At 61.3% G+C, this 22,026-nt stretch carries 26 protein-coding genes and 1 tRNA gene; 14 read left to right on the top strand and 13 right to left on the bottom strand.

Annotated elements, in window-relative coordinates; genetic code table 11:
- Nucleotides 1-35: 35 nt before the first annotated feature.
- On the bottom strand, nt 36-1,052 hold the full coding sequence (locus tag BACI9J_RS22050) for an alpha/beta hydrolase (protein ID WP_236558814.1): 1,017 nt from the start codon (nt 1,050-1,052) through the stop codon (nt 36-38).
- 395 nt (nt 1,053-1,447) lie between these two features.
- Between BACI9J_RS22050 and BACI9J_RS22045 the strand changes: the two genes are divergently transcribed.
- The gene (locus tag BACI9J_RS22045; protein ID WP_159736242.1) at nt 1,448-2,698 is read left to right on the top strand and encodes a CaiB/BaiF CoA transferase family protein; all 1,251 of its coding nucleotides are present in this window, start codon (nt 1,448-1,450) and stop codon (nt 2,696-2,698) included.
- Nucleotides 2,695-3,648, top strand: a complete 954-nt coding sequence (locus BACI9J_RS22040; RefSeq protein ID WP_159736241.1) for a hydroxymethylglutaryl-CoA lyase — start codon at nt 2,695-2,697, stop codon at nt 3,646-3,648. Before BACI9J_RS22045 ends, BACI9J_RS22040 begins: the two co-directional genes overlap by 4 nt.
- Here BACI9J_RS22040 and BACI9J_RS22035 read toward each other — a convergent pair.
- Nucleotides 3,645-4,094, bottom strand: a complete 450-nt coding sequence (locus tag BACI9J_RS22035) for an SRPBCC family protein (RefSeq protein ID WP_159736240.1) — start codon at nt 4,092-4,094, stop codon at nt 3,645-3,647. The genes BACI9J_RS22040 and BACI9J_RS22035 overlap by 4 nt on opposite strands.
- A 154-nt stretch (nt 4,095-4,248) precedes the next feature.
- On the opposite strand from BACI9J_RS22035, the gene BACI9J_RS22030 reads away from it, so the two are divergent.
- A complete protein-coding gene (locus BACI9J_RS22030; protein WP_236558813.1) occupies nt 4,249-5,154 on the top strand; it encodes a hypothetical protein in 906 nt (301 codons plus the stop codon).
- 6 nt (nt 5,155-5,160) lie between these two features.
- On the opposite strand, the gene BACI9J_RS22025 is transcribed toward BACI9J_RS22030, so the two are convergent.
- Nucleotides 5,161-6,060: a diacylglycerol/lipid kinase family protein gene (locus BACI9J_RS22025; RefSeq protein WP_159736239.1), complete on the bottom strand. Its 900-nt coding sequence runs from the start codon at nt 6,058-6,060 to the stop codon at nt 5,161-5,163.
- 316 nt (nt 6,061-6,376) lie between these two features.
- On the opposite strand from BACI9J_RS22025, the gene BACI9J_RS22020 reads away from it, so the two are divergent.
- The 4 genes from BACI9J_RS22020 to BACI9J_RS22005 all read left to right on the top strand — a co-directional run bounded on the left by BACI9J_RS22020 (nt 6,377) and on the right by BACI9J_RS22005 (nt 10,117).
- Nucleotides 6,377-7,468 (top strand): acyltransferase family protein, encoded by a 1,092-nt coding sequence (locus tag BACI9J_RS22020; RefSeq protein ID WP_159736238.1) that lies wholly within the window; start codon nt 6,377-6,379, stop codon nt 7,466-7,468.
- A gap of 92 nt (nt 7,469-7,560) precedes the next feature.
- Nucleotides 7,561-7,821: a histone-like nucleoid-structuring protein Lsr2 gene (locus tag BACI9J_RS24805; RefSeq protein WP_442858653.1), complete on the top strand. Its 261-nt coding sequence runs from the start codon at nt 7,561-7,563 to the stop codon at nt 7,819-7,821.
- Nucleotides 7,822-7,905: 84 nt separating this feature from the next.
- Nucleotides 7,906-8,583, top strand: coding sequence for an ABC transporter ATP-binding protein (locus BACI9J_RS22010; RefSeq protein ID WP_159736237.1), 678 nt, complete (start codon nt 7,906-7,908; stop codon nt 8,581-8,583).
- Nucleotide 8,584: 1 nt separating this feature from the next.
- Nucleotides 8,585-10,117 (top strand): DUF6297 family protein, encoded by a 1,533-nt coding sequence (locus BACI9J_RS22005; RefSeq protein WP_159736236.1) that lies wholly within the window; start codon nt 8,585-8,587, stop codon nt 10,115-10,117.
- 23 nt (nt 10,118-10,140) lie between these two features.
- On the opposite strand, the gene BACI9J_RS22000 is transcribed toward BACI9J_RS22005, so the two are convergent.
- Complete coding sequence (locus tag BACI9J_RS22000; protein WP_159736235.1) at nt 10,141-10,992, bottom strand: PhzF family phenazine biosynthesis protein; 852 nt, start codon at nt 10,990-10,992, stop codon at nt 10,141-10,143.
- Nucleotides 10,993-11,064: 72 nt separating this feature from the next.
- Between BACI9J_RS22000 and BACI9J_RS21995 the strand changes: the two genes are divergently transcribed.
- On the top strand, nt 11,065-11,487 hold the full coding sequence (locus tag BACI9J_RS21995; protein WP_159736234.1) for a DUF1801 domain-containing protein: 423 nt from the start codon (nt 11,065-11,067) through the stop codon (nt 11,485-11,487).
- Between the two features lie 139 nt (nt 11,488-11,626).
- Here the strand turns inward: BACI9J_RS21995 and rplI are convergent, their stop codons facing one another.
- The 4 genes from rplI to rpsF form a co-directional block, all read right to left on the bottom strand.
- The gene (rplI, locus tag BACI9J_RS21990) at nt 11,627-12,079 is read right to left on the bottom strand and encodes a 50S ribosomal protein L9 (RefSeq protein WP_024818808.1); all 453 of its coding nucleotides are present in this window, start codon (nt 12,077-12,079) and stop codon (nt 11,627-11,629) included.
- A gap of 18 nt (nt 12,080-12,097) precedes the next feature.
- Complete coding sequence (gene rpsR, locus BACI9J_RS21985) at nt 12,098-12,337, bottom strand: 30S ribosomal protein S18 (protein ID WP_003800144.1); 240 nt, start codon at nt 12,335-12,337, stop codon at nt 12,098-12,100.
- Between the two features lie 128 nt (nt 12,338-12,465).
- On the bottom strand, nt 12,466-13,047 hold the full coding sequence (locus BACI9J_RS21980) for a single-stranded DNA-binding protein (protein ID WP_011776754.1): 582 nt from the start codon (nt 13,045-13,047) through the stop codon (nt 12,466-12,468).
- Nucleotides 13,048-13,097: 50 nt separating this feature from the next.
- Complete coding sequence (rpsF, locus tag BACI9J_RS21975) at nt 13,098-13,403, bottom strand: 30S ribosomal protein S6 (protein WP_011776755.1); 306 nt, start codon at nt 13,401-13,403, stop codon at nt 13,098-13,100.
- A gap of 233 nt (nt 13,404-13,636) precedes the next feature.
- Here rpsF and BACI9J_RS21970 point away from each other — a divergent pair, with 233 nt between their 5' ends.
- The gene (locus BACI9J_RS21970; RefSeq protein ID WP_159736233.1) at nt 13,637-13,975 is read left to right on the top strand and encodes a YnfA family protein; all 339 of its coding nucleotides are present in this window, start codon (nt 13,637-13,639) and stop codon (nt 13,973-13,975) included.
- 77 nt (nt 13,976-14,052) lie between these two features.
- Here the strand turns inward: BACI9J_RS21970 and BACI9J_RS21965 are convergent.
- A tRNA-Leu gene (locus tag BACI9J_RS21965) sits at nt 14,053-14,135 on the bottom strand.
- 118 nt (nt 14,136-14,253) lie between these two features.
- On the opposite strand from BACI9J_RS21965, the gene BACI9J_RS21960 reads away from it, so the two are divergent.
- A complete protein-coding gene (locus BACI9J_RS21960) occupies nt 14,254-14,418 on the top strand; it encodes a hypothetical protein (protein ID WP_201296644.1) in 165 nt (54 codons plus the stop codon).
- Nucleotides 14,419-14,444: 26 nt separating this feature from the next.
- The gene (locus tag BACI9J_RS21955) at nt 14,445-15,104 is read left to right on the top strand and encodes a DUF1345 domain-containing protein (protein WP_236558812.1); all 660 of its coding nucleotides are present in this window, start codon (nt 14,445-14,447) and stop codon (nt 15,102-15,104) included.
- Nucleotides 15,105-15,225: 121 nt separating this feature from the next.
- Here the strand turns inward: BACI9J_RS21955 and BACI9J_RS21950 are convergent, their stop codons facing one another.
- From BACI9J_RS21950 to BACI9J_RS21940, 3 genes are all read right to left on the bottom strand, one after another.
- Nucleotides 15,226-16,632: an amino acid permease gene (locus BACI9J_RS21950; RefSeq protein ID WP_159736232.1), complete on the bottom strand. Its 1,407-nt coding sequence runs from the start codon at nt 16,630-16,632 to the stop codon at nt 15,226-15,228.
- A 222-nt stretch (nt 16,633-16,854) separates the two neighbouring features.
- Nucleotides 16,855-18,162 (bottom strand): M18 family aminopeptidase, encoded by a 1,308-nt coding sequence (locus BACI9J_RS21945; RefSeq protein WP_159736231.1) that lies wholly within the window; start codon nt 18,160-18,162, stop codon nt 16,855-16,857.
- Between the two features lie 40 nt (nt 18,163-18,202).
- Nucleotides 18,203-19,090: an intradiol ring-cleavage dioxygenase gene (locus BACI9J_RS21940; protein WP_159736230.1), complete on the bottom strand. Its 888-nt coding sequence runs from the start codon at nt 19,088-19,090 to the stop codon at nt 18,203-18,205.
- Between the two features lie 176 nt (nt 19,091-19,266).
- Between BACI9J_RS21940 and BACI9J_RS21935 the strand changes: the two genes are divergently transcribed.
- From BACI9J_RS21935 to BACI9J_RS21925, 3 genes are read left to right on the top strand one after another with little or no spacing between them, the layout of a single operon-like run.
- Complete coding sequence (locus BACI9J_RS21935) at nt 19,267-19,716, top strand: hypothetical protein (RefSeq protein ID WP_159736229.1); 450 nt, start codon at nt 19,267-19,269, stop codon at nt 19,714-19,716.
- Nucleotides 19,713-20,453 (top strand): cyclase family protein, encoded by a 741-nt coding sequence (locus tag BACI9J_RS21930; protein WP_159736228.1) that lies wholly within the window; start codon nt 19,713-19,715, stop codon nt 20,451-20,453. The genes BACI9J_RS21935 and BACI9J_RS21930 overlap by 4 nt, the downstream gene beginning before the upstream one ends.
- 52 nt (nt 20,454-20,505) lie before the next feature.
- Nucleotides 20,506-21,276, top strand: coding sequence for an IclR family transcriptional regulator (locus BACI9J_RS21925; protein WP_159736227.1), 771 nt, complete (start codon nt 20,506-20,508; stop codon nt 21,274-21,276).
- On the opposite strand, the gene BACI9J_RS21920 is transcribed toward BACI9J_RS21925, so the two are convergent.
- On the bottom strand, nt 21,223-22,008 hold the full coding sequence (locus tag BACI9J_RS21920) for an IclR family transcriptional regulator (protein WP_159736226.1): 786 nt from the start codon (nt 22,006-22,008) through the stop codon (nt 21,223-21,225). The genes BACI9J_RS21925 and BACI9J_RS21920 overlap by 54 nt on opposite strands.
- Nucleotides 22,009-22,026: the final 18 nt, after the last annotated feature.

Below are 22,026 nucleotides of genomic sequence, written 5' to 3'. Positions count from 1 at the left end.
GATAAATTGTATTCCCGGGTTTCCCAATGCCAGCCTTACCGCCTCGGAGCGTGAGCGGCCAGGAAGTCGAAGGTCTTGTCCCGCGCCTCACGAGCCTCGGCAAAGTTCAGGTGGAACTGGTACTCATGAGGGAGTTCGGGGTCATGGGTGGCTGGCCAGAACAGCTCGGTCACGGGAACGCCCGCGTCCTTTAGCCGGTTGCTGTAGGGAACAGACTGGAGCCACGTGAGCCCGTCGCCATTGCCGCCGCTGATGAAGGTGGGAGGGAAGTCATCGGTCACAAAGTCGATAGTGGACATGGTGGCCCCGGCGTAGGTAGCGGACCAGTCCTTGGTGCCCGTATAGGCCCACAGGGATGTCTTGAAGCCCCAGGCCACGATTCCGCTGAGATCTGCCATGGCCCGGAGGTCGTACACGCCGCAATGCAGAATGGTGGCCACCAAATCAGACTTCTGGAGCGCGGGCTCAATTCCCATTAAGTTGGCGTATTCGGGGTTCACAGTGAGCGTTGTCATCTGGCTGGCGAGCTGCGCGCCGGCGGAGTCACCGGCCAGGACGATCCGGCTGGTGTCCACGTTCAACTCCGCGGCATGGGCCTTGATGTAGCCGAGAGCTTCGTTGATGTCCCGCACTGCGGTGGGGTACGTGGCCTCGGGGGCAATGGGGTAACTCATGCCGATGGTGGTGTAGCCCTCTGCGGCGATGATCTTCAGATAAGGATTGACATCGCGTTGGGCCCCTGAGATCCACGCACCTCCATGGATCCACACCACAGTTGGAAGCGGGGCTGTGGTGCCTGCAGGGCTGAACACATCAAAAGTGGAACCCGGCTTGTACACCACGCCCTCCTGCGTCAGCAGCGGAGTATCCGGGACGTACGGCGTCATTTCATCGATTGTTGCCTGCGCCCCGCGCTCAAAAACACTACGGATCAGCATGGCAGAGGGCCACGGCGTGGCAGACAGTGCCAGCGCGACCACCAGCACCAGCAGGATCGCCAGCTCAAGCTTCCGCTCCCGCGTAGTCCGCTTTCGCGGGGCCTTGGCAGACAAACCCCTTTGGGCTGGGTCGCTCTGCTTCGTGCTGGCTTGGATTGATTCCAACGGCCCCATCACACACTCCCCCGGTTAGGCGCATCTCTGGACCATGCTATGGCGGAAGGGCGTCCGCGGCGATCAGGACAGCAGCCGTGCCGCCTTCAGCAGGACCCCTCGCCGCCGTCGAAAACCCGCCGCATGGCGGCACTTCCGAGGTAGTGCCCGGGCGAATCGCCAACGTCATCTTCTGAGCCTAATTTCGGATAGGGCTTGCACCATGAGTTACAACTCATAACATGGCGGCAGTGGCCATCGCCGCTGTGTTCCCTTGGCGATTGGGTCTGTAACTTTGTCCGTCATTCTGTTCGGACGGTCCCGCCAACCGCCCACCCCACGCACGAAAGAAGACCATGACACACCAAACAATCTCCCCACTGGACGGCGTCCGGGTCCTGGAACTCGGCAACTACATTGCCGCTCCCACGGCCGGCAGGCTCCTGGCGGACTTCGGTGCAGAGGTTATCAAGGTGGAGCGGCCGGGGACCGGCGACGAACTGCGTAACTGGCGCCTGCATAAGGGCAACACCTCCATGCTGTACCGCACGTTGAACCGCAATAAGAAGTCCGTGGTCCTGGATCTGCGCACGGATGCCGGCAAACAGGCGGTGCTGGAGCTCGTGGCCAAGTGCGACATCCTGCTGGAGAACTTCCGCCCGGGCACGCTGGAAAAGTGGGGCCTTGGCCCGGAAGTCCTCAACCAAGCCAACCCGGACCTGATCGTCACGCGCATTTCTGCCTTCGGACAGACGGGTCCACTGTCCGAGCGGCCCGGTTTCGCCGCCGTCGCCGAAGCCTACGGCGGGTTCCGCAATCTGGTGGGTGACCCGGACCGTGCACCCGTTCGCGTTGGCGTCTCCATTGGAGACTCGATCGCAGGCCTCTACGCCGCCTTCGGCTCCGTGATGAGCCTCTACCAACGTGAAGCACGACGCCGGGACTCGGCGGGCGCTGTTCCGCTCAGCGAGCGGATCATTGACGTCGCGCTGAACGAAGCCATGTTCTCCATGATGGAATCGCTGATTCCTGACTACCAGGCGTACGGCGTGGACCGGCAGCGCGTGGGTGGCCGGATGGAAGGCATTGCCCCATCGAACGCCTACGTGTGCAAGGACGGCGCGAGCATTGTGGTGGCCGGAAACGGCGACTCGATCTACCAGCGGTATATGCACACCATCGGGCGTCCGGACCTCGCGGAGGACCCATTCCTCCAATCGAATGCCGGGCGTTGGGCACAGCGGGAAGAACTTGATCAGGCAATCGGCGAATGGTCAGCGACGCTTTCAGCTGCCGACGCCCTCGCAGCCCTTGAAGCCGCAGGTGTTCCCGCCGGTCCTATTTACACCGCGGCTGACATCAGCACGGACAGCCAATACGCTGCCCGCAACATGATCCAGAAGTTCGACGTTTCCACAGGCGAGGAAATCCTCCATGGCGTAGGTTTCCCGGGCATTGTTCCGGTGATCGGGGACCAGTCCTTACCCATCCGAAACCTCGGCCCGGATTTAGGCGAGAACACGCAAGAAATCCTTGGCGGACTGCTGAACATGGACGCCGCACAGATCAATGCGGCTTCCGGCCGCGAGGAGGCCCACCGATCATGACCCGCTTTGAAAGCCCCCTGGCCGCAACCCTCGGCAGCGTCATCCTCAGGGACGTCACGCTGCGCGACGGGCTCCAACTCACTGGAAAACTCCTGCCCGCAGAGCAGAAAATTGAGACCGTGCGGGAGCTGCTGCGGCTGGGTGTGCCAGCCATTGAGCTGGGCTCCATGGCGCGCGCGGACCTGGTCCCAACCATGGCCAACACCCTGGAAGTGGTCCGGGCCCTTACACCAGAGGAACTGGAGAAGTGCTGGATCTGGGTAGCAACACCTGGCCACGTCGCCAAAGCTTCCGCCGCTGGTGCACGGAATTTCCAATACTGCTTGTCAGCCTCGGATTCACATAACAAGGCCAACATCGGGCGGACCACAGATGAGAGCCTGGCCGCTTTGCCCGAGGCCATTGAGTACGCGCGAGCAGTGAACGGACAAATCCAGCTCTGCATAGCAACGTCCTTCACTTGTCCCTTTGAGGGCTACGTTCCTGAGGAGCGCATCCTCGCCATTGCCAACGATCCCCGGGCGGAAGGCACCACGGACATCGTCATCTGCGACACCCTGGGCCAGGCAATTCCCGCGCAGGTCTCCCGGCTGATCACCCGTGTACGGGACGAATCCCCGGCTCGGCGAATCGTCTATCACGGCCACGACACCTGGGGTTTGGGTGTGGCAAACACCCTCGCCGCCATCCAGGCCGGTGCTGCCATGGTGGACGGTGCCCTCGGCGGGCTGGGCGGATGTCCGTTCGCACCCGGCGCCAGCGGCAACACCTCCAGCGAGGACATCCTCTTCGCCACCCGCCCTCAATGGCTCACTCCGGGTATCTTCGGGGAACTCGTTGCGCTTTCTGAAAAGTTGCTGGCCGAACTGGGTGAGCCGAACCGCTCCAAGGCAGCTCAGGGAGCGCGGTCCAAAGCCGAAGCTTTTGAGTGGGTCATGCCTGGCGCCTAGTTTTTGCGTCCGGCTCCGCCCGCAGCCATGAGTTCCAGTCGCCTCAAGGTCTCACGGTTCCGGACGGAAATCATGGGATCCCGCAGGGCTTTGGGCACTACTTTTCCCGGCCCACGTACGGCGTCCTCTGAAATGGAGACCCTGCATTGGGAGCCGCCGAGGTCCTCCAGCGTGATCAATACCTTGGCTTCGCCCAGCGGCCAGCCCCTGGCGAGGAGCTCCAGTTTTTGGCCGGGTTCCATGCTTGTCACACGGGTGCTGTCGTCAATGAGGAAAGGCCAGGAGCCAACGGAATGGTGCAGCTTCGCACCAACTTGTGGCCATTGTTGGTCCACGTCGCGGATTCTGGAGGCACCCACCACCCAGCCGGAATAGAGCCAACCATCTTCGATGACCTTCCAGACGTCAGCGGCAGGGGACTTGAACAGTTGCGTCATAGTGGACATGGTGTTCCTCTCTGCATGCACTCGGAAGTGGGCTTGACACTAAGCTAAGCATGCTTAGTGTTGGCCCGCCACCATTGCATCAGGGCGTTGGCTTGCTATCGGCTGAACGCGCCAGCTCATGCCGCGCATAGGCCCTGCACCCTACACTGATCGCATGATGAGCAGGACGTGGCATTCGTTGGTGGCTGGCATGGCCCTGGTTGTAACGCTCCCGCTTGTGGCCGCCTGTAACTCCAGCGGGACCGGCCCCTCCGAAGCCTCCAGCTCGCCGGCCAACAGCGGAACTTCGAGCCCCATCACCCTTGAGGTCAACCAATCCCGAGACCAATACGGCAAACAAGCCATCCTGCTCCAGCTCACCAACACCACGGACTCACCAGTAACCGTGACGGGCGCACGGCTGCATTCCGCGCTGTTCCAAGGGGACATTTCCTGGGAACCATCCGGGGGCAGCCTTGAGTTGCCACCCCGTCAGCCTAAAAGCCTTCCCGCTGCTTTGCCCGCGGCCGCCTGTAAAACAACAGACAAAGCCTCACCCGAACCCAATGCCAGGATCAACTACTCGGCATCGGATAAGTCTCCTGTTGAGGAGAGTGCCAGTGCTTCCGATCCCTTCGGCGTCCTCCCCCGAAACGCTGACGAGCTGTGCATCGCAGCGGAAGCGGCCGCCGTCGCAAGCTTGGCCTTGGATCCTGGACTTGAGGTGGCCGCGGACGGGGGCACCGCCGTCGTACGCCTTGTCATTAAGCCGGCCACGCCGGGAAACCACCCGGAAAGCTTCACCATCGAATCGTTCGAGGAGACTACGTTGCTGGCTCAATCTCCCGCAGCTCCATGGCCCCAAAATGTCACCGTAGGCTCAGCCCCTCAGGAACTCCCACTGACCATCCGACCTGCCCGTTGCGATCCGCATGCTGTTGCCGAAGACAAGGTGGGCACCCTCTTACCGCTGAGGGTGGGAGTCGGCGACCGGAAGGGTTTGCTGAAGATTGCGGCGCCGAATGAACTGCGTGGCCGGATTTACGACTTTGTCACGGCCGCCTGCGCTCCGGCGGGCTAGACGTTCCTAGCCGAGGGTGGCCAAGGCTTGGGGGGCACACTCCACCCGCACCTTGACGTTGGCCTCCACGGACTTCACTTCGCCGTCCATTTGATACGGCAGCGGCTTGAGCGTGGTGAATTCGTAGCTGCTCACGCTCGGCTGATCGCCCAAACCCTGCGTGGTGGCCTTCAGCGCTGTCAGGAGCGTGCGCCACTTGGGCATGTGAGGGAAAACGATCACCTCGAACTTCCCATCCGACGGGTGATCCTCAGCTTCGCTCAACGTGGCGTACTTGGCCATTTCCTTGATGTTGGCGAAGACAAGGCTGTCGAACTTGCGGCGCTTCCCATCTGCCATGCGAATGCCAAAGGGCTCGAATTTAGAGAAGGTCTGAATCACGGTGACCATCTCTTTGAGGGCTCCCTTGCTCCCCTTTTCGAGTTCGGTTGCCACCACCGGAGTGAGGCCGAACCCGATGTAGGAATGCGCGTACTCCAGGGGCTCATTCTCTTTTTGCCCGGTATGTATCCGGAGGAGGTCGATGTTATGGACCCGCCCTTCCGCAATGGCCTCTTCCAACGGTTTTGTCCCGATGATCCGGCTATGGTCGTTGGCATTGCCGGCGGCCCTGACCGCGCAGACAGCGTTCGGGTTCCCGGCCTGCATCACACCGTTGACCACCTCGTTGTAGCCGCCGTCGCCACTCACGGAGACCACCAGGACATCGCCGCCCTTGGAGGCAGCTTCCCGGGCCAGGTCCACGGCATGCCCGGCGTGCTCAGTGGGCTGGAGCGTGATTTCGGGCTGATACGTGAGCAGCTCCTTCAGCTTGTCGTGCAGCTGCTGTGCCAGCTCAGGTGCGTCCCCGGTGCTGTTGGGATTGAAAATGATGACAATCGACTCAAAGGTCCGTGCAGAATCCATACGTGCTCCTCCTAGGTGCGCCCGCTTAACTTCTACCCAATGCGCTGGGCGTCAATCAGGTGCCGGGTGGAGTGAGCCATGCAGGGGCGGCCAGCTCTCATTTGCTCGTCCAGCTCTCTGAGTTTGTCACGATAGCCCGCCACGGAGAAGTCGGGCACCCACCACGCATTTGAGAAGATTCCACACCACCGCATTGTGTAGACCAAATAGATGGGGTGATCAGGGCAAACCACCGCTCACGGTCAGACTACTTAGACGATTGGCATGAACCTGCCGTGATCTCTCAAGGCAGGCGGGGAAGCCTGAAAAGAGATTTGTGGAAAAGCTTGAGTCGTCCTTCTTGTCCGCCCGCTACTGGCCTCAGCTGGACGGGCTCCGAACAGTCAGCATCGCGATAGTCCTCATCTCACACATGAGCGACCCCCACATCTGGGGATTTCTCAACGGGCCCATGGGTGTGACGCTCTTCTTCGTCATCAGCGGTTTCCTGATTACATCGCTCCTCATCCGCGAGGAACGCCGACGAGGCCGCGTCTCAATCTTTCAGTTCTATATCAGGCGTGCCTTCCGCATCCTGCCGCTTTATTATGTTGCGCTGTCCACGGCCGCTGTGGGCGTCTTTGTGTTCGGCCTGGGTGAAGGCCCAAGCAATTTCGCGGAGCGGCTACCGCTCCTGGCAACGTTCAATGGCGATCTCGCCAGCGGCGGTACCTTCGTCCATAGCTGGTCGCTTGGCATCGAGGAAAAGTTCTACATAGTGTGGCCGTTCCTCATGTTCGCCATACCCCTGATAAAAACGCACCGGTTGGCGACGGCCAGCGTTTTGCTCGCCCTCGCTTCCGCGGCCGGCTACATCGAGGGGGCGCGTTACTTCGGTATTTACACCGCCATTCTCGCCGGTTGCGTCCTTGGCATCACCATGCACACTCACCGGGGATTCAGGGTGGTGTCAAGGCTCGCCCGGCCCCGGGTAGCAGCTGCGCTCATACCTGTGGCAATCACCGCCTACATCCTTGACCCGGTCCTCCCCGGCGGCTTCGAGAGCGGCCATGCGCACGTCTTGTTTTCGTTTAGCGTTGCGCTTCTTTTCCCTTCCGTGATCCTCGCTACGTCGCCCCTAACGAAAGTACTGAGTTGGAAGCCCATCGTATTTTTGGGGACCAGGACTTATGCCATATACCTTTTCCATCCTTTCTGCATTGACGTTGTCAGCATGGTTATCCCTGCTGACCAGCGGAATTTTGGGCTTGCAATTGTCAGACTGTTGCTGGCCGCAGCCTTGTCAATCGGCACTGCGGAGGTACTCTCCCGCGTCGTCGAACAGCCTCTGATTCGCATCGGAAAGCGGCTTACATCCTCCCCAAGGCGTGCGCGAGGCCGGTACCTGGCAAAGGCCGTTGAGAGCTAAAGAGCACCCGGAGCTCGTTGGAATGTTCAAGCAATCCCTGCACCGAAGAAGCAACCCGAGTTCGTTTATAAGTAGGTTGTCCCGTTTCAGGGATGTGGGACAAATGGATCGGCGGCCATGATCTGCAGGCCGCCGCGCACTACGGTTTTATGGTGGCTACGCGAAGAATTGTTACTCTGCATGATGACTTGGACGGCACTGATGCCGAGGAGACTGTCGTATTTTCCGTTGACGGAAATAATTACGAAATTGACCTCAACAGTTCCCACAACAAGGAACTCAGGGATGCTCTGCGGCCATTTATTGCCGCAGCCCGGACCGTAAAGCGGACCAGAAGAGCTCGTAACCGCTGAGCAAGGACTCAGGTTTGCGCGATGAGCCTGCTCATGTGCTCCACTGCAGCACGGTGGCGCCAATCCCGCCGGTAGGGTTGCACCATGGGGACAGTTTTGGAAGCCGAAGGGCTGTTGGTTGGCTATGCCGGGGCTCCGGTTTGCGGGGAAGTTACCACGGCGGTTGAAACCGGTGAAGTCCTGGGAATCGTCGGAATCAACGGTGCCGGGAAATCCACGGTAGCCCGGACTATTGCGGGACGTCAGGCTGCCCTGGCCGGAGACGTGAAGGTCCACGGCCTCCTCATCGATCCTGATACCGTGCCATTCCGCCGGCAGGTTTCTGCGGTCTTCGACGACGACCTCTTCTTCCCATCCCTTACTGTCCGCGAGCACTTGCTCCTGATCGCCCGCGGACACTCTTTGGATGACCCCGAAGCCCGCGTTGAGGAAGAGCTGGAATTCTTTGGGCTCCTGGGCAGGGCCCACGCCATCCCGGACGCTTTGTCTTCCGGGCAGCGCCGCAGATTGCTGCTGGCCGCCGGGCTTATCCGCCCGTCGTCGCTCCTCATCCTGGACGAACCGGAACAGCGGCTCGATCCCCGGATGCGTGCGGCCATGGGTGAGCGAATCGCCGCACACGCCCAGGACGGCGGTGCCGTAGTCCTGGTGACCCATGATCCCCAGCTGCTACTCGCCACAGCCACCACCTGTTTGGTCATTGATGAGGAAGTCCAGGAGTTCGAGCCTGAGCAGGGGGCCTCCATCATTGCCGGCTCCTGACATGCTCGCCCTTGAACACGCCCCGCAGAACCGGGAGCTGGCCACAGAGATTGTCCGGTTCACCCGTCGATCCGCCCGACGCTACAAACGCAGCCGGATCTCGTGGGGAACCCGCTTTGTTGATGCCTACAGTTGGGGGCTGGGCATTGGTGTTTCCCTGGCTATTGCGGCCTCGTTCGTCCTGGCGTTGCGCAACGAAATCGCAAACAGTGCATCCGGGCAGAACGGCATCATCCGGGCACAATGGCTCGTGCTGCCGGAGCCCGTGTTGTGGACGTCCGTGACCCTGGCGGCCCTCCTCGCAGTCAGCAACCTCGCCCGGAAGCTTGGACCAATGTCCGTGAACGGAGCAGAGAACACTTGGTGGCTCACGCTTCCCGTTGATCGGCGGCCCATGGTTCTGCCGCCCTTTGTCCGCAGGGTTGCGCTCACTGCCGCTGGCTCAGCTGTCATCTACCTGCCCTTCAGCATGGTCACCGCTGTTGACCGCACTCCCTTGGAGCACCTTCTTGCTTCGGTCATCTTCGGCATTGCAGGGGCCATCGCTGTGATCCTGGCGGCCCTGCAACAGCTTGCCTTCCTGGGTCCGCGGCTTGGCAAAGTGATTGCTGCCGCTGTCCTTATTGCGTGCTCTGTCCTTCCGATGCTGTCATCCTCCCCGTGGCCTCCGGCGCTACTGGCGATTGCCGCCGTCGGACTCCTTGCCGTGGTGGTACCGCGCGCCGGTCAGGTGCGGGGTGACGAGCTGGTCCGTGGTGGCGCTGTTGCCGGGCACGCCGGTGCCTCGCTGTTCATGATGGACTCCAACGAGGCGCTTAGGGCTCTTGGCAGCAACCGCAAAAGGGTGGACGGCGGCCGCGCGGCCAGCTTCTACGCCCGCCCTGCACGGGGGCCGCTGAGGGCGCTGATCCGCGCCGATGTGGTGGCCTTCCTCAGGCTCAACCCCCCGTTGATGCCACCGGTTCTTTGGCTCGCGGCCTGCATCGCCATACTGCTGGTGGAAGGTGGCCTGCCCGAGTTCGCCCAATTGGCGGTGATCGTGATCGCCGGATGCGCAACTGCCTCCGGAATGGGCGGTGTGGCCCGCAAGACCGCGCTGGTCCCTGAACTCGATGCCATGCTCCCGCTGCATCAGGCGCTGGTGCGAACGAGTCGGACGCTCATGCCGTGCCTGGCCATGTCCTTGTGGATGGCCTTACTCTCAGGGGCGCTGGTTTTCCTGGGTGCGGCGGATCCCCTGTTGGTGGGAGTTGGCGTCCTCGCCGGGGTGGGCATGGGCGCAGGAACTCTCCGCGCAGCCACCAGGACCCCGCCGGACTGGACTGCCCCGCCGGTTGAAACCCCGTTCGGTCCGGTACCACGGGCGCAGCTGGGATCCCTGATGCGCGGACTGGACGTGACCATACTGGCTATGGTTCCGCTGCTGGCGGCGCTGTACCTTGGCTACGTTCCGATGTTCGTGGTGGCCATGCAGGCCGTCTTCAGTGCCGGCATCTGCCTGCTGGTGGTCCTGACCCGCGCCAAAGGCAACTAACCCGTTAGAGGACCACCTAACCCTTAGAGAACCACTGTTCCTTCGATGCAGGTCGCCGAAGCTCCGCCAACCCAGATCTCGCCATCCTCCACTTTGACATGAATGCGGCCCGCCCTGCCCAGGACAGTACCCTGAGCTGCTACATACTCCCCAGGAGCCCGCCCGCTGCCGATCAGCCATTGTGCCGCGCCGGCGTTGAAGCTGCCTGTCACGGGGTCCTCCACCATGGCATCTCCCGGGATGAAGGTACGGACCTCAAAGTCGACGGCGGCACCTGGCTCGTGCGGGCCGATGATACCCACTTTGAGGTCACCCATGGCAGCGAGATCGGGCTCGATGGCCAAGACCTGCTCCGCTGATCCAAGAAGCACGCCGATCCACTGAGGGCCATTAACCAACCACGAAGCGTCGAGCAACGCATCTTCGGGGAGTCGGAGTCCGGCAGCGAGCTGCGCCCGGGTGTTGTCATCCACCGGACCGAAGCGGGTCAGCGGCGGCGCAGCGAAAGCCAGGCGCCCGGCGTCGTGCTTAACCCGCACCAAACCCGCGCCGCATTCCTGGACCAGGACGCCTTCAGTCTTGGGCACTCCCCCGGCCTGCAACCATGTATGCGCTGAGCCAAGGGTCGGGTGGCCGGCGAAAGGGAACTCTTCACTGCCCGTGAAGATCCGCACCTTGTAGTCCGCCTGGGGATGGGTGGGCGCGAGCAGGAACGTGGTCTCGGAGAGGTTGGTCCAATTGGCAAAGTGCTGCATTGTCTCGGTGCTGAGGCCTTCGGCATCAACGACGACGGCAAGCGGGTTGCCGAGGTAAGGCACCTCGGAGAAGACGTCCACTTGGTGGAACGGGCGGATACGCGGGGCTTCTGAAGTCACCGCTGAAGGCTATCACCGGGCGTAGACCGGTTCTTGCTGACGCATCCGTGCCGCGTCTGCGAAACTACCCCTATGGCAGAGAACAAGACCCAGCCCACGGATGTTTCCGTGCAAGAATTCCTGTCCGCCGTGGAGCACCCTAAACGGCGCGAGGACGGCTTCGAGTTGCTGGAAATGATGCGCCACATCACCGGACAGGAAGCCGTGATGTGGGGCCCGTCAATCGTTGGCTTCGGCAGCTATCACTACAAGTACGAGACCGGCCGCGAAGGTGACTCAGCCGCCGTCGGATTTTCACCGCGGAAGGCCAACCTGGCACTCTACGGATTGACTTACGGTCCGGACGCGGACCGCCTGCTTCCCGAACTGGGTAAACACAAGACCGGTGCCGCTTGCCTGTACGTCAACAAGCTCGATGACGTGGACCGGGTCATCCTGGCCGAGATGATCCGTACCGGCTACAAGCACGTCATGGAGTCGCTCCATACCCCCTAGTGCTCGCGCCCAGAAGGCACTTAATGACCATGTTTTCGCTCCGGACCGTCGTTAAGTGCCAACTCGGCGGGAGGCCTGGGGAAGCAAAAGGCCCCCACCACCGGAAACCGGCAGTGGGGGCCCAAAGTGCAGTCAGAGACTACTTGCTTGCAACGACCTCGAGGTCGATGACAGCAGAAACATCCTCGTGCAGGCGAACGTTGGCCGTGTACGAACCGACAGACTTGATGTGGTTCGGCAGTTCAACGTTGCGCTTGTCGATCGCGCCGAGGCCTGCGGCCTCAACAGCAGCAGCGACATCAGCAGGCTTGACGGTGCCGAAGAGACGACCGGACTCGCCGGCCTTCACCTCGAGCTTGACCTTCTTGGAGGACAGAGCCTGGGCCTGTGCCTGTGCAGCTTCAACAGAAGCGTGCGCACGAGCGGCGCGGGCAGCCTTGATGGACTCAACCTGCTTCTCGCCACCCTTGGACCAGGTCAGAGCGAAGCCGCGGGGCAGAAGGAAGTTACGTGCGTAACCGTCCTTGACCTCCACAACATCGCCAGCAGCACCGAGACCGGTTACTTCGTGGGTCAGAATGAGCTTTGCCATGTTAGTTAATCCCTTCCCTTAGCCGCGGCCAGCGCCGGAGTAAGGCAGCAGAGCAACTTCGCGGGCGTTCTTGATTGCCTGAGCGATCTTGCGCTGTTCCTGAACGGTAACGCCAGTGACGCGACGAGCGCGGATCTTTCCGCGGTCGGAGATGAACTTGCGCAGCAGTGCTACGTCCTTGTAGTCGATGACAGTGATGTCAGCGGCCTTCAAGGGGTTGGACTTTGGTTTGGGCTTACGGAGTTCAGCCTTAGCCATCGTGGAGCTCCTTTTCTATGGAGCCCGTGGATATTGATCCACGGGATGGTGGTGTTCGACGGCGGTTGTCACCATGGTGCCTTTCGGCAGTTCCGGTGAGTGTCCGGCGTCGGACGTTTATTTGGTGTTTAGAAGGGAGGTTCGGAATCCGGGCCGTTGCCCCAACCGCCAGCATTGCTGACACCGGGCGTAGCCCAAGGGTCATCCTGCTGTTGTGCGGGCTGGTTGCCGCCCCAGGTTCCACCGGAGTTGCCGCCGCCCTGGTTTCCACCAGGAGCGCCACCCCCAAAGCCACCGGAATTACCGGCGTTACCGCCACCGAAGCCACCCTGGCCACCGCCGGAGCGCTGGGTACGGTTGACTTTGGCGTTTGCGTAACGCAGGCTCGGACCGATTTCATCGACCTCAAGCTCGATTACGGTGCGCTTTTCGCCTTCTTTTGTTTCGTAAGAACGGCTCTTCAAACGGCCGGAAACAATGACGCGCATGCCCTTGGTGAGGGACTCGGCCACGTTCTCAGCTGCTTCGCGCCATACCGATGCGCGGAGGAACAGGGTTTCCCCGTCCTTCCACTCATTGGACTGGCGGTCAAAGGTCCGGGGCGTAGAAGCGATGGTGAAGTTCGCTACTGCTGAGCCAGACGGTGTGAACCGCAGCTCGGGGTCATTGGTGAGATTACCGATGACCGTAATAGTGGTTTCGCCTGCCATCTACTGCCTCCTTGTTCGTTCCTTCGGGGTAAAGACTTGGAAGGGGCTGATTACTCAGCAACGACCTTCTGGTCTTCAGGGCGGATGATCTTGGTGCGCATGATCGTCTCGTTGAGAGACAGCTGGCGATCAAGTTCCTTGGCGGTAGCCGGTGCTGCGGTGAAGTTCACCACGGCGTAGATACCTTCGGACTTCTTCTTGATGTCGTACGCCAGACGGCGACGGCCCCAGATGTCAACCTTTTCGATGGTTCCACCATCTGTGGTGATGACATTGAGGAACTTCTGAAGCGACGACTCTACGGTACGCTCTTCGACCTCGGGGTCGATGATTACCATCAATTCGTAAGGACGCATATGTGAACCCACCTCCTTTGGGCTAAGCGGTTACGGTATTTCCGTAACAGGAGGTTCATTTGCGATGCTGCGTTGGCGCTCCCCGGCCTAAAACACGGCAAGAAGGCGTAACACAGACTTCAATATCTTAGTGCATCTCCTGCACTCAAAGCTATTCGGCCTAGTCTCCGGCCGGAACCCGCCAGGTTACGTATGTGGATAACCCGGTACCTTGAGCACGGAATACTGGGGTTATGACCGTACTGAAGTCAATCGTGCTCTTCGTTTTCGCCGCCATCGCAGAGATCGGCGGAGCCTGGCTGATCTGGCAGTCCGTGCGCGAAGGTAAAGCCTGGTGGTGGGCAGGCCTCGGCATCATTGCGCTGGGCATTTACGGATTCTTCGCAGCCTTCCAACCCGAAGCCCACTTCGGCCGCGTCCTTGCGGCATACGGCGGCGTGTTCATTGCCGGTTCGCTGGCCTGGGGAATGCTCATGGATGGCTTCCGGCCGGACCGCTGGGACGTGATCGGTGCCGCGATCTGCATTGTGGGTGTTGGCGTCATTATGTTTGCGCCGCGCACGGGCAGTTGAGGAACAGGCGCCTGAGGCACGGAAGCCGGCCCGAACACGACGAAACCCCCGGAAGATCAACTTCCGGGGGTTCTTTGTGCGCGGAGGGGGACTTGAACCCCCACCCCCTTTCGAGGACTAGCACCTCAAGCTAGCGCGTCTGCCATTCCGCCACCCGCGCAAGGTGATCAGGAGAAGATGTTTCGTTTTTCTCCTTGACAGCGTCAAAGACACTAACACGAAGGATGCCGATTCGTGGATTCCTGTTGCTTTGGAAGCCACCGGCTAGGGTTGAGGCCATGGATGCCACACCCCTAAGCGCCTTGGTTCTGGCGGTCACCTTCTCCGCTATCGCGCTCTACTTCTTGTACTTCGTGATCCGCGCCGGCGTACGCGACGGCATTCTGCAGGCTGACAAGAAGCGCAGTCAGCAAGCGGAAATGTCACGCCAGCCGGACTTATAAGCTCCCCCACTGGCTAGGGTGAACACATGCACAACGTCAGGGTGAAGCGGAGCCGGCTGCGCTTTGTGGTGATGGTTCTGGCCGGCGCGTCGGCCTTCGCGGCGACCGGCGCCTCAAGCAGCTGGGTGGACGCTCCTGCGGTGGGATGGGCCGTGGCCGCCCTGGTGTACGTAGCGTGGGTGTGGTTGGTGATCGCGCGGCTTGATCCCGCCGAAACAGAGCACCACGCCACCTCCGAGGACCCGTCCAGGGGCGTTACGGACGTGCTGATACTCGTGGCAAACCTGGCCAGTCTTGCGGCTGTGGCCGCTGTAATCGTCGATTCGCACATGCAGGGAACCGGCTCCCGCCTTTCCGCTGCTGCACTCGCCCTGGCCTGCGTGGGTTTGTCCTGGATGTTGGTCCAAACGCTTTTCACTCTGCGTTATGCCCAGCTTTACTACAGTCGGGACGCCCATGCGGGCGGAGAGGTGGGCGGCATCAGTTTCAACCAGGACCGCCCTCCGCAGTACACGGATTTCGCATATCTGGCCACGAGTTTGGGTATGACCTACCAGGTATCGGACACCAACCTTGGCAATCACACCATCAGGCTGGAGGCGCTGAAGCATAGCTTGCTGTCCTACTTGTTCGGAACCGTCATCCTGGCCGTCACCATCAACCTGGTCATCGGCCTGGCCCAGTAGCAGCGCGTCGGATGCCCAAAACGAGGGTGCCCTAAAAACGAAACAGCACAGCCGCCGTCGAAGACTGACGGCGGCTGTCCTGGTTAAGCAGTAGCGGCGCTTTGGGAAAGAACGACGCCGGTCAGGAACCGATCTTGGTGCGTTCGGCTTCCCCTCCAAGCACCGGGTTTGAAGGAGTAGCGCCCTTTCGGCGGTACCGAAGCACGCCGATGCCCACCACAATGGCGGCCAAAGCCAGCGACAGGAACAGCGATTCGCGCGTGGATTCGATGACGACCATACCGATGATCAGTGCCACGATGGCGCCGATAGTGACCCACGTGAGGTAAGGGAAGAGCCACATTTTGAGCTCAAGATCCTTGGCGGCGGCCCCCATTCGCTTGCGGAGGATCAACTGCGAGGTGGCAATGACCAACCACACAAACAGCGCAATGGCACCCGAGGTGTTCACGAGGAACAGGAACACGGTGTCCGGGGCGATGTAGTTGGCCCCAACGGTGAGGAATCCCACCACGGTGGATGCAAGTACTGCCGCAGCCGGAACGCCGCGCTTGGAGATCTTCATCCAGGCCCGGGGTGCATCGCCGCGTTGCGAGAGCGAGAAGAGCATGCGGCTGGCGGTGTAGAGGCCCGAGTTCAGGCAGGAGAGCACCGAGGTGAGGACAACGATGTCCATGATGGTGCCGGCGCCCGGGATTCCGTAGAGCTCGATGACGGCGACGTAGGGGCTCTTGGCCACGGAAGCATCGTTCCAGGGGAGCAGGGTCACTACGATGGCAATGGAGCCGATGTAGAAGATCAGGATGCGCCACACGGTGGACTTCACTGCCTTCTTGACGGCGTCCACGGGGTTTTCGGATTCGCCGGCGGCGATGGTGGCGATTTCGGCGCCGAAGAAGGAGAAGACCACCACGAGGATGCCTGCAAGGACCGCGCCGGGGCCGTTGGGCATGAACCCGCCCTGGTCCAGCAGGTTGGCGACGCCGGGGGCGGAGACACCTGGCATGAAGCCGAGGATGGCAACGATGCCTGCGAGCAGGAAGATGACGATTGCCGCCACTTTGATGGAGGCGAACCAGAATTCGAACTCACCGTAGGACTTCACGGATCCCAGGTTGGTCAGCGTGAGGAGCACCATGAGAACGAGTGCCCAGATCCACTGATCCACGCCGGGAACCCAGCGATGCATAATGGCGGCACCGGCCGTGGCTTCGATGCCAAGGACGATGATCCAGAACCAGGCGTAGAGCCAGCCGATGCTGAATCCGGCCCAACGGCCGAGTGCCTTGTCTGCATAGGTGGAGAAGGATCCCGTCTCAGGATTGGCCGCAGCCATCTCACCAAGCATGCGCATGACGAGGATGACCACGAGGCCGGCAGCAAGGTAGGCCACGAGGATGCCGGGGCCCGCCTGCTGGATGGCGGCCCCGGAGCCAACGAACAGCCCGGCTCCGATGACGCCGGCAATGGCGATCATGGAGAGGTGTCGTGGCTTCAGGGACTTGGAAAGCTGTTGGTCAGCGTGCATGGTTCGGCGCCGTCCTTTAGGTTTTAGGGTTGGCCTCGATGGTGTGCCACGGGCCACATGACTAACTCACGCTAACCTGCTACAGCAGCATGCCGACTGTGCATGCGAACATTTCGAGCATTCCGAAATCAGAAGTGTGCACAAAATGTAAACCATAAAGCATCCAATGTTTCCTATTGGAAACTTTTGTTACAGCCCTGAAATGACTGCTTGACGCTTCTTCTACGCTCCCGTGCGGAAGAAGAGCTCAGCTACTGCCGCCAGGCTCTTCGCATCCTCCACTCCGCACAGCTCCCGCGCAGAGTGCATGGACAGCAGCGGGATGCCCACGTCCACGGTCCGGATCCCAAGGCGGGTTGCAGTCAGAGGCCCGATCGTGGAACCGCACGGGAGATCGTTGTTGGAAACGTATTCCTGGTACGGGACGCCGGACTCATCGCACAGCCTGGCCCAGAATGCGGCTCCCGTAGCATCTGTGGCGTAGCGCTGGTTGGCATTGATTTTGAGCAGTGGACCACCGTTCAGCACCGGCCTGTTGGCGGGATCGTGCTTTTCCGCGTAGTTCGGGTGGACAGCGTGGCCGGCATCCGCGGAAACACAGAACGACGCCGCTATGGCCTGCCGCCGCTGGCTCACCGAAGCGCCAAGCCCGTCGGAAATACGCACCAGAATGTCCTCGAGGATAGGTCCGCACGCGCCGGAGCGGGAATTTGAACCGATCTCCTCATGATCGAACGCTGCGAGGACCGCGATCGGGCCCCTTGCCGGAGCCGCCGATGCGTGCGCTATCAGAGCCTGCAGGCCCGCGTGGGTGGAGGACAAGTTGTCCAGACGGCCGGAGGCGAAGAACTCACCCTTGGCCCCGAAAACCGCAGGTGCCTGCGTGTCCGCCACAACGACGTCGTAACCGCCGATGTCCGCGGCATCAACAGTGGTGCCCTCCACGCGACCCGCGAGCAGGGCCAGAAGATCCTCACCAGCCGGATCACCCTGGCCAAAGATGGGGTTCATATGCTGTTGTTTGGACAAGTGGAGCCCGTTGTCATTGACCCCGCGGTCCAAGTGGATGGCAAGCTGCGGGAAACGAAGAAGCGGACCGGTCGCAGTCAGGTGCTCAGTGCCGTCGCGGAGCACCAGCCGGCCGGCCAACTGCAGTTCGCGGTCCAGCCAGGAGTTAAGCAGCGGACCACCGTAAACCTCCACCCCCGCCTGCAGCCACCCGAATTTCCCGGTGGTGGGTTTCGGCTTCAGTTTGAACGACGGAGAATCGGTATGCGCACCAAGAATGTTGAAACCAGTGGTGGGTCCAGCGTTTTCCGGCGTCACCCAAGCGATGAGTGCACCGTCGCGGATCACGTAGAACTTGCCTGCTCCGCCATCCCAGGGCTGCAGTTCGTCCAACGCGGTGAAGCCAACGGCATCCAAACGTCGCGCGGCCTCGTGCACGGCGTGAAAGCTGGACGGGGACGCCGACACGTACGCACCGAGGTCATTGATGTGGTCAATTGCGGCGGAGGCATTCGAAGGCATGCCCCCGAGTCTAGCCTTGCTTCTGTAGTAGCCGGGCAGGCTAAACGGTGACGTTCAGCGCGGCCGTGTATCCACCCGCCACCGAGCCGGACATAGTGGCCAGTTGGTAGATTCCTCCATCGTCCCCGAAAACGTTATCCGAGGTCAGAGTGGTCTTGGGGAAGTTCCGGGCACTGGACTCATAGCCCGGGCTGGCATAGACCTCCTCGCAGGCAGACTCAGTAAGGGCGATCTGCGAGACTGCCAGGACCTGGCCGGCGGCCGTTGTGTTGCTCATGGATTCAAACACCTCAAAGTGAATATGAGGCCAGCGCCCGTTATAGGCGCCTGGATAGACAGTGCTGAAAGTGAGTTGACCGTTCGCATCGGCCTCCTGCACACCGCGGAGATAGTTCTCGTTCTCAAGCCCCGAATCGTAGAGCGAGTACTTGCCATCCTGGTCACAATGCCAGACGTACACCGCTGCGCCGGCCAAGGGAGCGCAGCCGTTGGAATTGTCCAGAAGGGTCAAGGTGACGGTCAACGGCACGCCCTCGGCTTTGGTGGTGGATGCGCCAAAACTGGACCTGATATCCCGACGAACCACCCCGCTTGCCTCGAGGACGTTGGGACCGTTGGAACCGTCGGCCGGGTACGGTCCCAACGTCTCCTCCGGAATCTCCACCCCACATTCTGCGAAAGCGCGGGTTACGGTGCTCGTGGGAGACGGGGAAGGTGACGCTGCCGCCGCCGTGCTTGCCGTGGCGGCCACAGTAGAACCGCCAGCGCTCGACGGCGATGCGGCGCTGCCTCCCGCATTTGGCGTGCAGGCCGCCAGGGCTGCTGCGGTGCCTGCGCCGAACAGGATCCCCAAGCTGCGGCGCCGGCTCAAGAGTGTGGACAGGTCAAACTCCAGGCCGCGATCGTGGTTGGGGTGTGGCGTAGTCATGCCTCCATGAAACGCGTCCAGCCTAGGGCTTGTATATGGGGAGACTGTGACCTGACTGTGAACGCTTAGCGGCTGCTTGGCGCTTCGTGTGCAATATAAACATTTCTATATGCTTGTAATGCTCGTCACAACGTGACACGATATCTCGCAGACACACTGACGGAAGGGTCCCTGACATGAATATCGAACTTAAAGCGGTGCGCAAGCTTCGCATCCACTGGCCCATTTCCACGGAGACCATGACTCAGCTCGCAAGTGGCGACCTCCAGGCGTTGAACTCCGACCCAGGCATCGCTTCACTGCTGGATGCGCTGCAGTCCACGCCGGAACTGGGCGGCTTCGGTAATTATCACCACGTCTTCGAGTCCTCGGCAGGATATGAGGGGTTCACCGTAGCCGAAGGCGCCAACCCCACCCTCGGTACTGTGGGGCAGCGGACCATCTCGCCCACATTCGTGTTCACCACCTACTTTGACGACTCCCTGGATCAATGCACGGTTCAAGCACTGGTTCAGCGAATTGTGGATATCCACCCGTGGGAGGTTCCCGTCATCGAGGTTTCAGGACCACTCAGCGTTTCCAGCAGCGCCGCAGCAGCTCACGCCGAATCAAGGATGGCATCATGAGCTCGCCCCTATGGCCGGAGCTGGCACCGCTTCTCCTCAACAGGACATTCACGGACCTGACCCATGCGTTTCATCCCGGCCAGCCCCACTTTCCCGCGTTTCCCGATGAGACCAGGGAAACGCTCTTCGACCTTGAAAGAGGTGATGGATTCACTGCCCACAGGTACTCGATAGTGGGGCAGTGGGGCACTCACGTAGATCCGCCGTCGCATTTCGTCCGTGGCGGGAGGACTCTTGATGAGCTTCCTGTCGAAGAAATGCTTTTGCCGTTGGTGGTCCTGGACATCAGCCGCCGGGTCACTGCCGATCCGGATGCCACCCCCGGTATGGGCGACGTCCTGGAGTGGGAATCCCGCAACGGGGACATCCCCGCAGGTTCATTCGTGGCCCTGCGCACCGGATGGAGCCGCCGATGGCCTGACACTGCAGCCATGGCCAACCGCGACGACGCCGGAGTAAGCCACACTCCGGGGTGGTCGCGCGAAGTTCTGGAGTACCTGATGGAAAAGCGCGCAGTCACTGCGGTGGGGCACGAACAAACAGACACAGACCCCGGTATGGCCACCTCACGCCAGGATTTCAGCCTTGAAACCTACGTGCTCGCCCAGGACAAATGGCAAATCGAACTGATGGCCAACTTGGAGCACGTTCCCGAGGCAGGGGCTGCGCTGATTGCCACCTGGGCAAAACCCCTGGAGGGCAGCGGCTTTCCGGCCAGGGTCTTCGCCATCCACTAGGCCTGTCCCCTCTGTTGCACGCATGCCTCAAGCGGGTAGCTAGAATCAACCCATGTCAAAGACCTCAAGCATGGGCCGTGGAATGTTGGCCCTCCTTGCCGTCGGCGAACGTCATGCAGAAGGATTCGACGGCGGCACGGTAGCCGACGTCGCAAGTCGCCTGGGCAAAGACCGCAGTCAAGTATCACGAAGCTTGAAAGGTGCGCAGCAGGAAGGCTTCCTGAGGCGCACCGAGCAGCGTGAATACAGCTTGGACTGGTCCATCCTGACGGATGCCCAACTGGTGACTGAGCAGCGGCTGAAGACCGACGGCCTCACTGCCCTGGAAGGCTTGGCCTCTGAAACCAACGAAGCCTGCTTTCTGGGCGTGCTCAGTGGAAACAGTACGGTGACCATCGGCGAGCAAGTTCCCGAAAGCGCCAATCTGGTAGGTTCCTGGTTGGGCCGGCCCTACCCCGCTTACTGCAGTGACGCCGGCCAAGCACTCCTCTGGGATGCCGACGACACCGAAATACGGAAAATCTTTGACGACGTTGAGTTCGTCAGCCATGGACCCAACACTCCCGTGTCAGTGGACGATTTCCTGCGCCGGCTCAACGAAGCGCGTGCCCGTGGATATTCAGTGGTAGATGAAGAGGCCGAGCCCGGACTCTACTCGCTTGCCGCGCCCATCAGGGACTTCAAGGGAGAGGTTGCAGCTGCATTGCAGATTGTTGGGCCCAAGGCGCGGATTCAACCCCAGCGGGAAGCTTTCGCCGTCGCTCTGGGCTCATGGCGAGAGTGGCTCGAGGCCCAAGTGGGCGGCCTCAGCCAGCCGCAGTGAAGTCGCCTGAAGAACCGCAGCAATTTCCGGGGCGTCAGCCTCAAGAGTTGAACGGCTTCCCAAAACGCTGAGGGCGGCAGTGATGCTGCCGCCGGTTTCGCGGACCGGGACAGCCAGCTCCCAGACCCCATGCTCAAACTCTTCGGCGGCCAAAACGAAGCCCTGAGGGCGGTCACGTTCCATGAGTCCTGCGACCTCCGCAGCCGAATGCGCCGCTGCGGGCCCACCGACGCCGATGAAGTTGACCTCGGCGAGGAGCGACTCAAGTGCAGTGATGGAGTGATCCCACAGGAGTGCCCGCCCCGAACCTGTGCACCACACCGGCGTCACCATGCCGGGCTTGGCAAACCCACCCAGCACCGAGTTGTTGGTTGACGAGCGAAGCAGGAGAACCCGGACGCCGTCGCGCACCGAAAGCCTGGACCTCAGCCCGAAGGCCGACACCAATTCCTCCAGCTCCGCGCGTGATTGAAGGACCCATCCTGCATTGAGGGAAGCAGCCAGGCTGAAAAACCGTGGGCCGGTCCGGAAGGGACCGCGGTCAACGCGCTCGAGCAGCCCCAAATCACACAGCTCCTGAGCCAAGCGGGACACACGGCTTTGTTCCATGTCCAGCTCAGCGGCGAGCTGGGACACTCCCAGGAGTTGACGGCCCTGCTTCTCCCGGTCCGTTACCAGGCGGACCAGACGAAGGCCTTGCGACAAGGACGACGCCTCGGGTGACACATCCACGAATCCGCTCCTTCCACC

It is taken from the genome of Arthrobacter sp. 9V (assembly GCF_902506065.1).
Taxonomy (GTDB): domain Bacteria; phylum Actinomycetota; class Actinomycetes; order Actinomycetales; family Micrococcaceae; genus Arthrobacter.
This window is presented reverse-complemented; position numbering and strand designations above follow the sequence as displayed.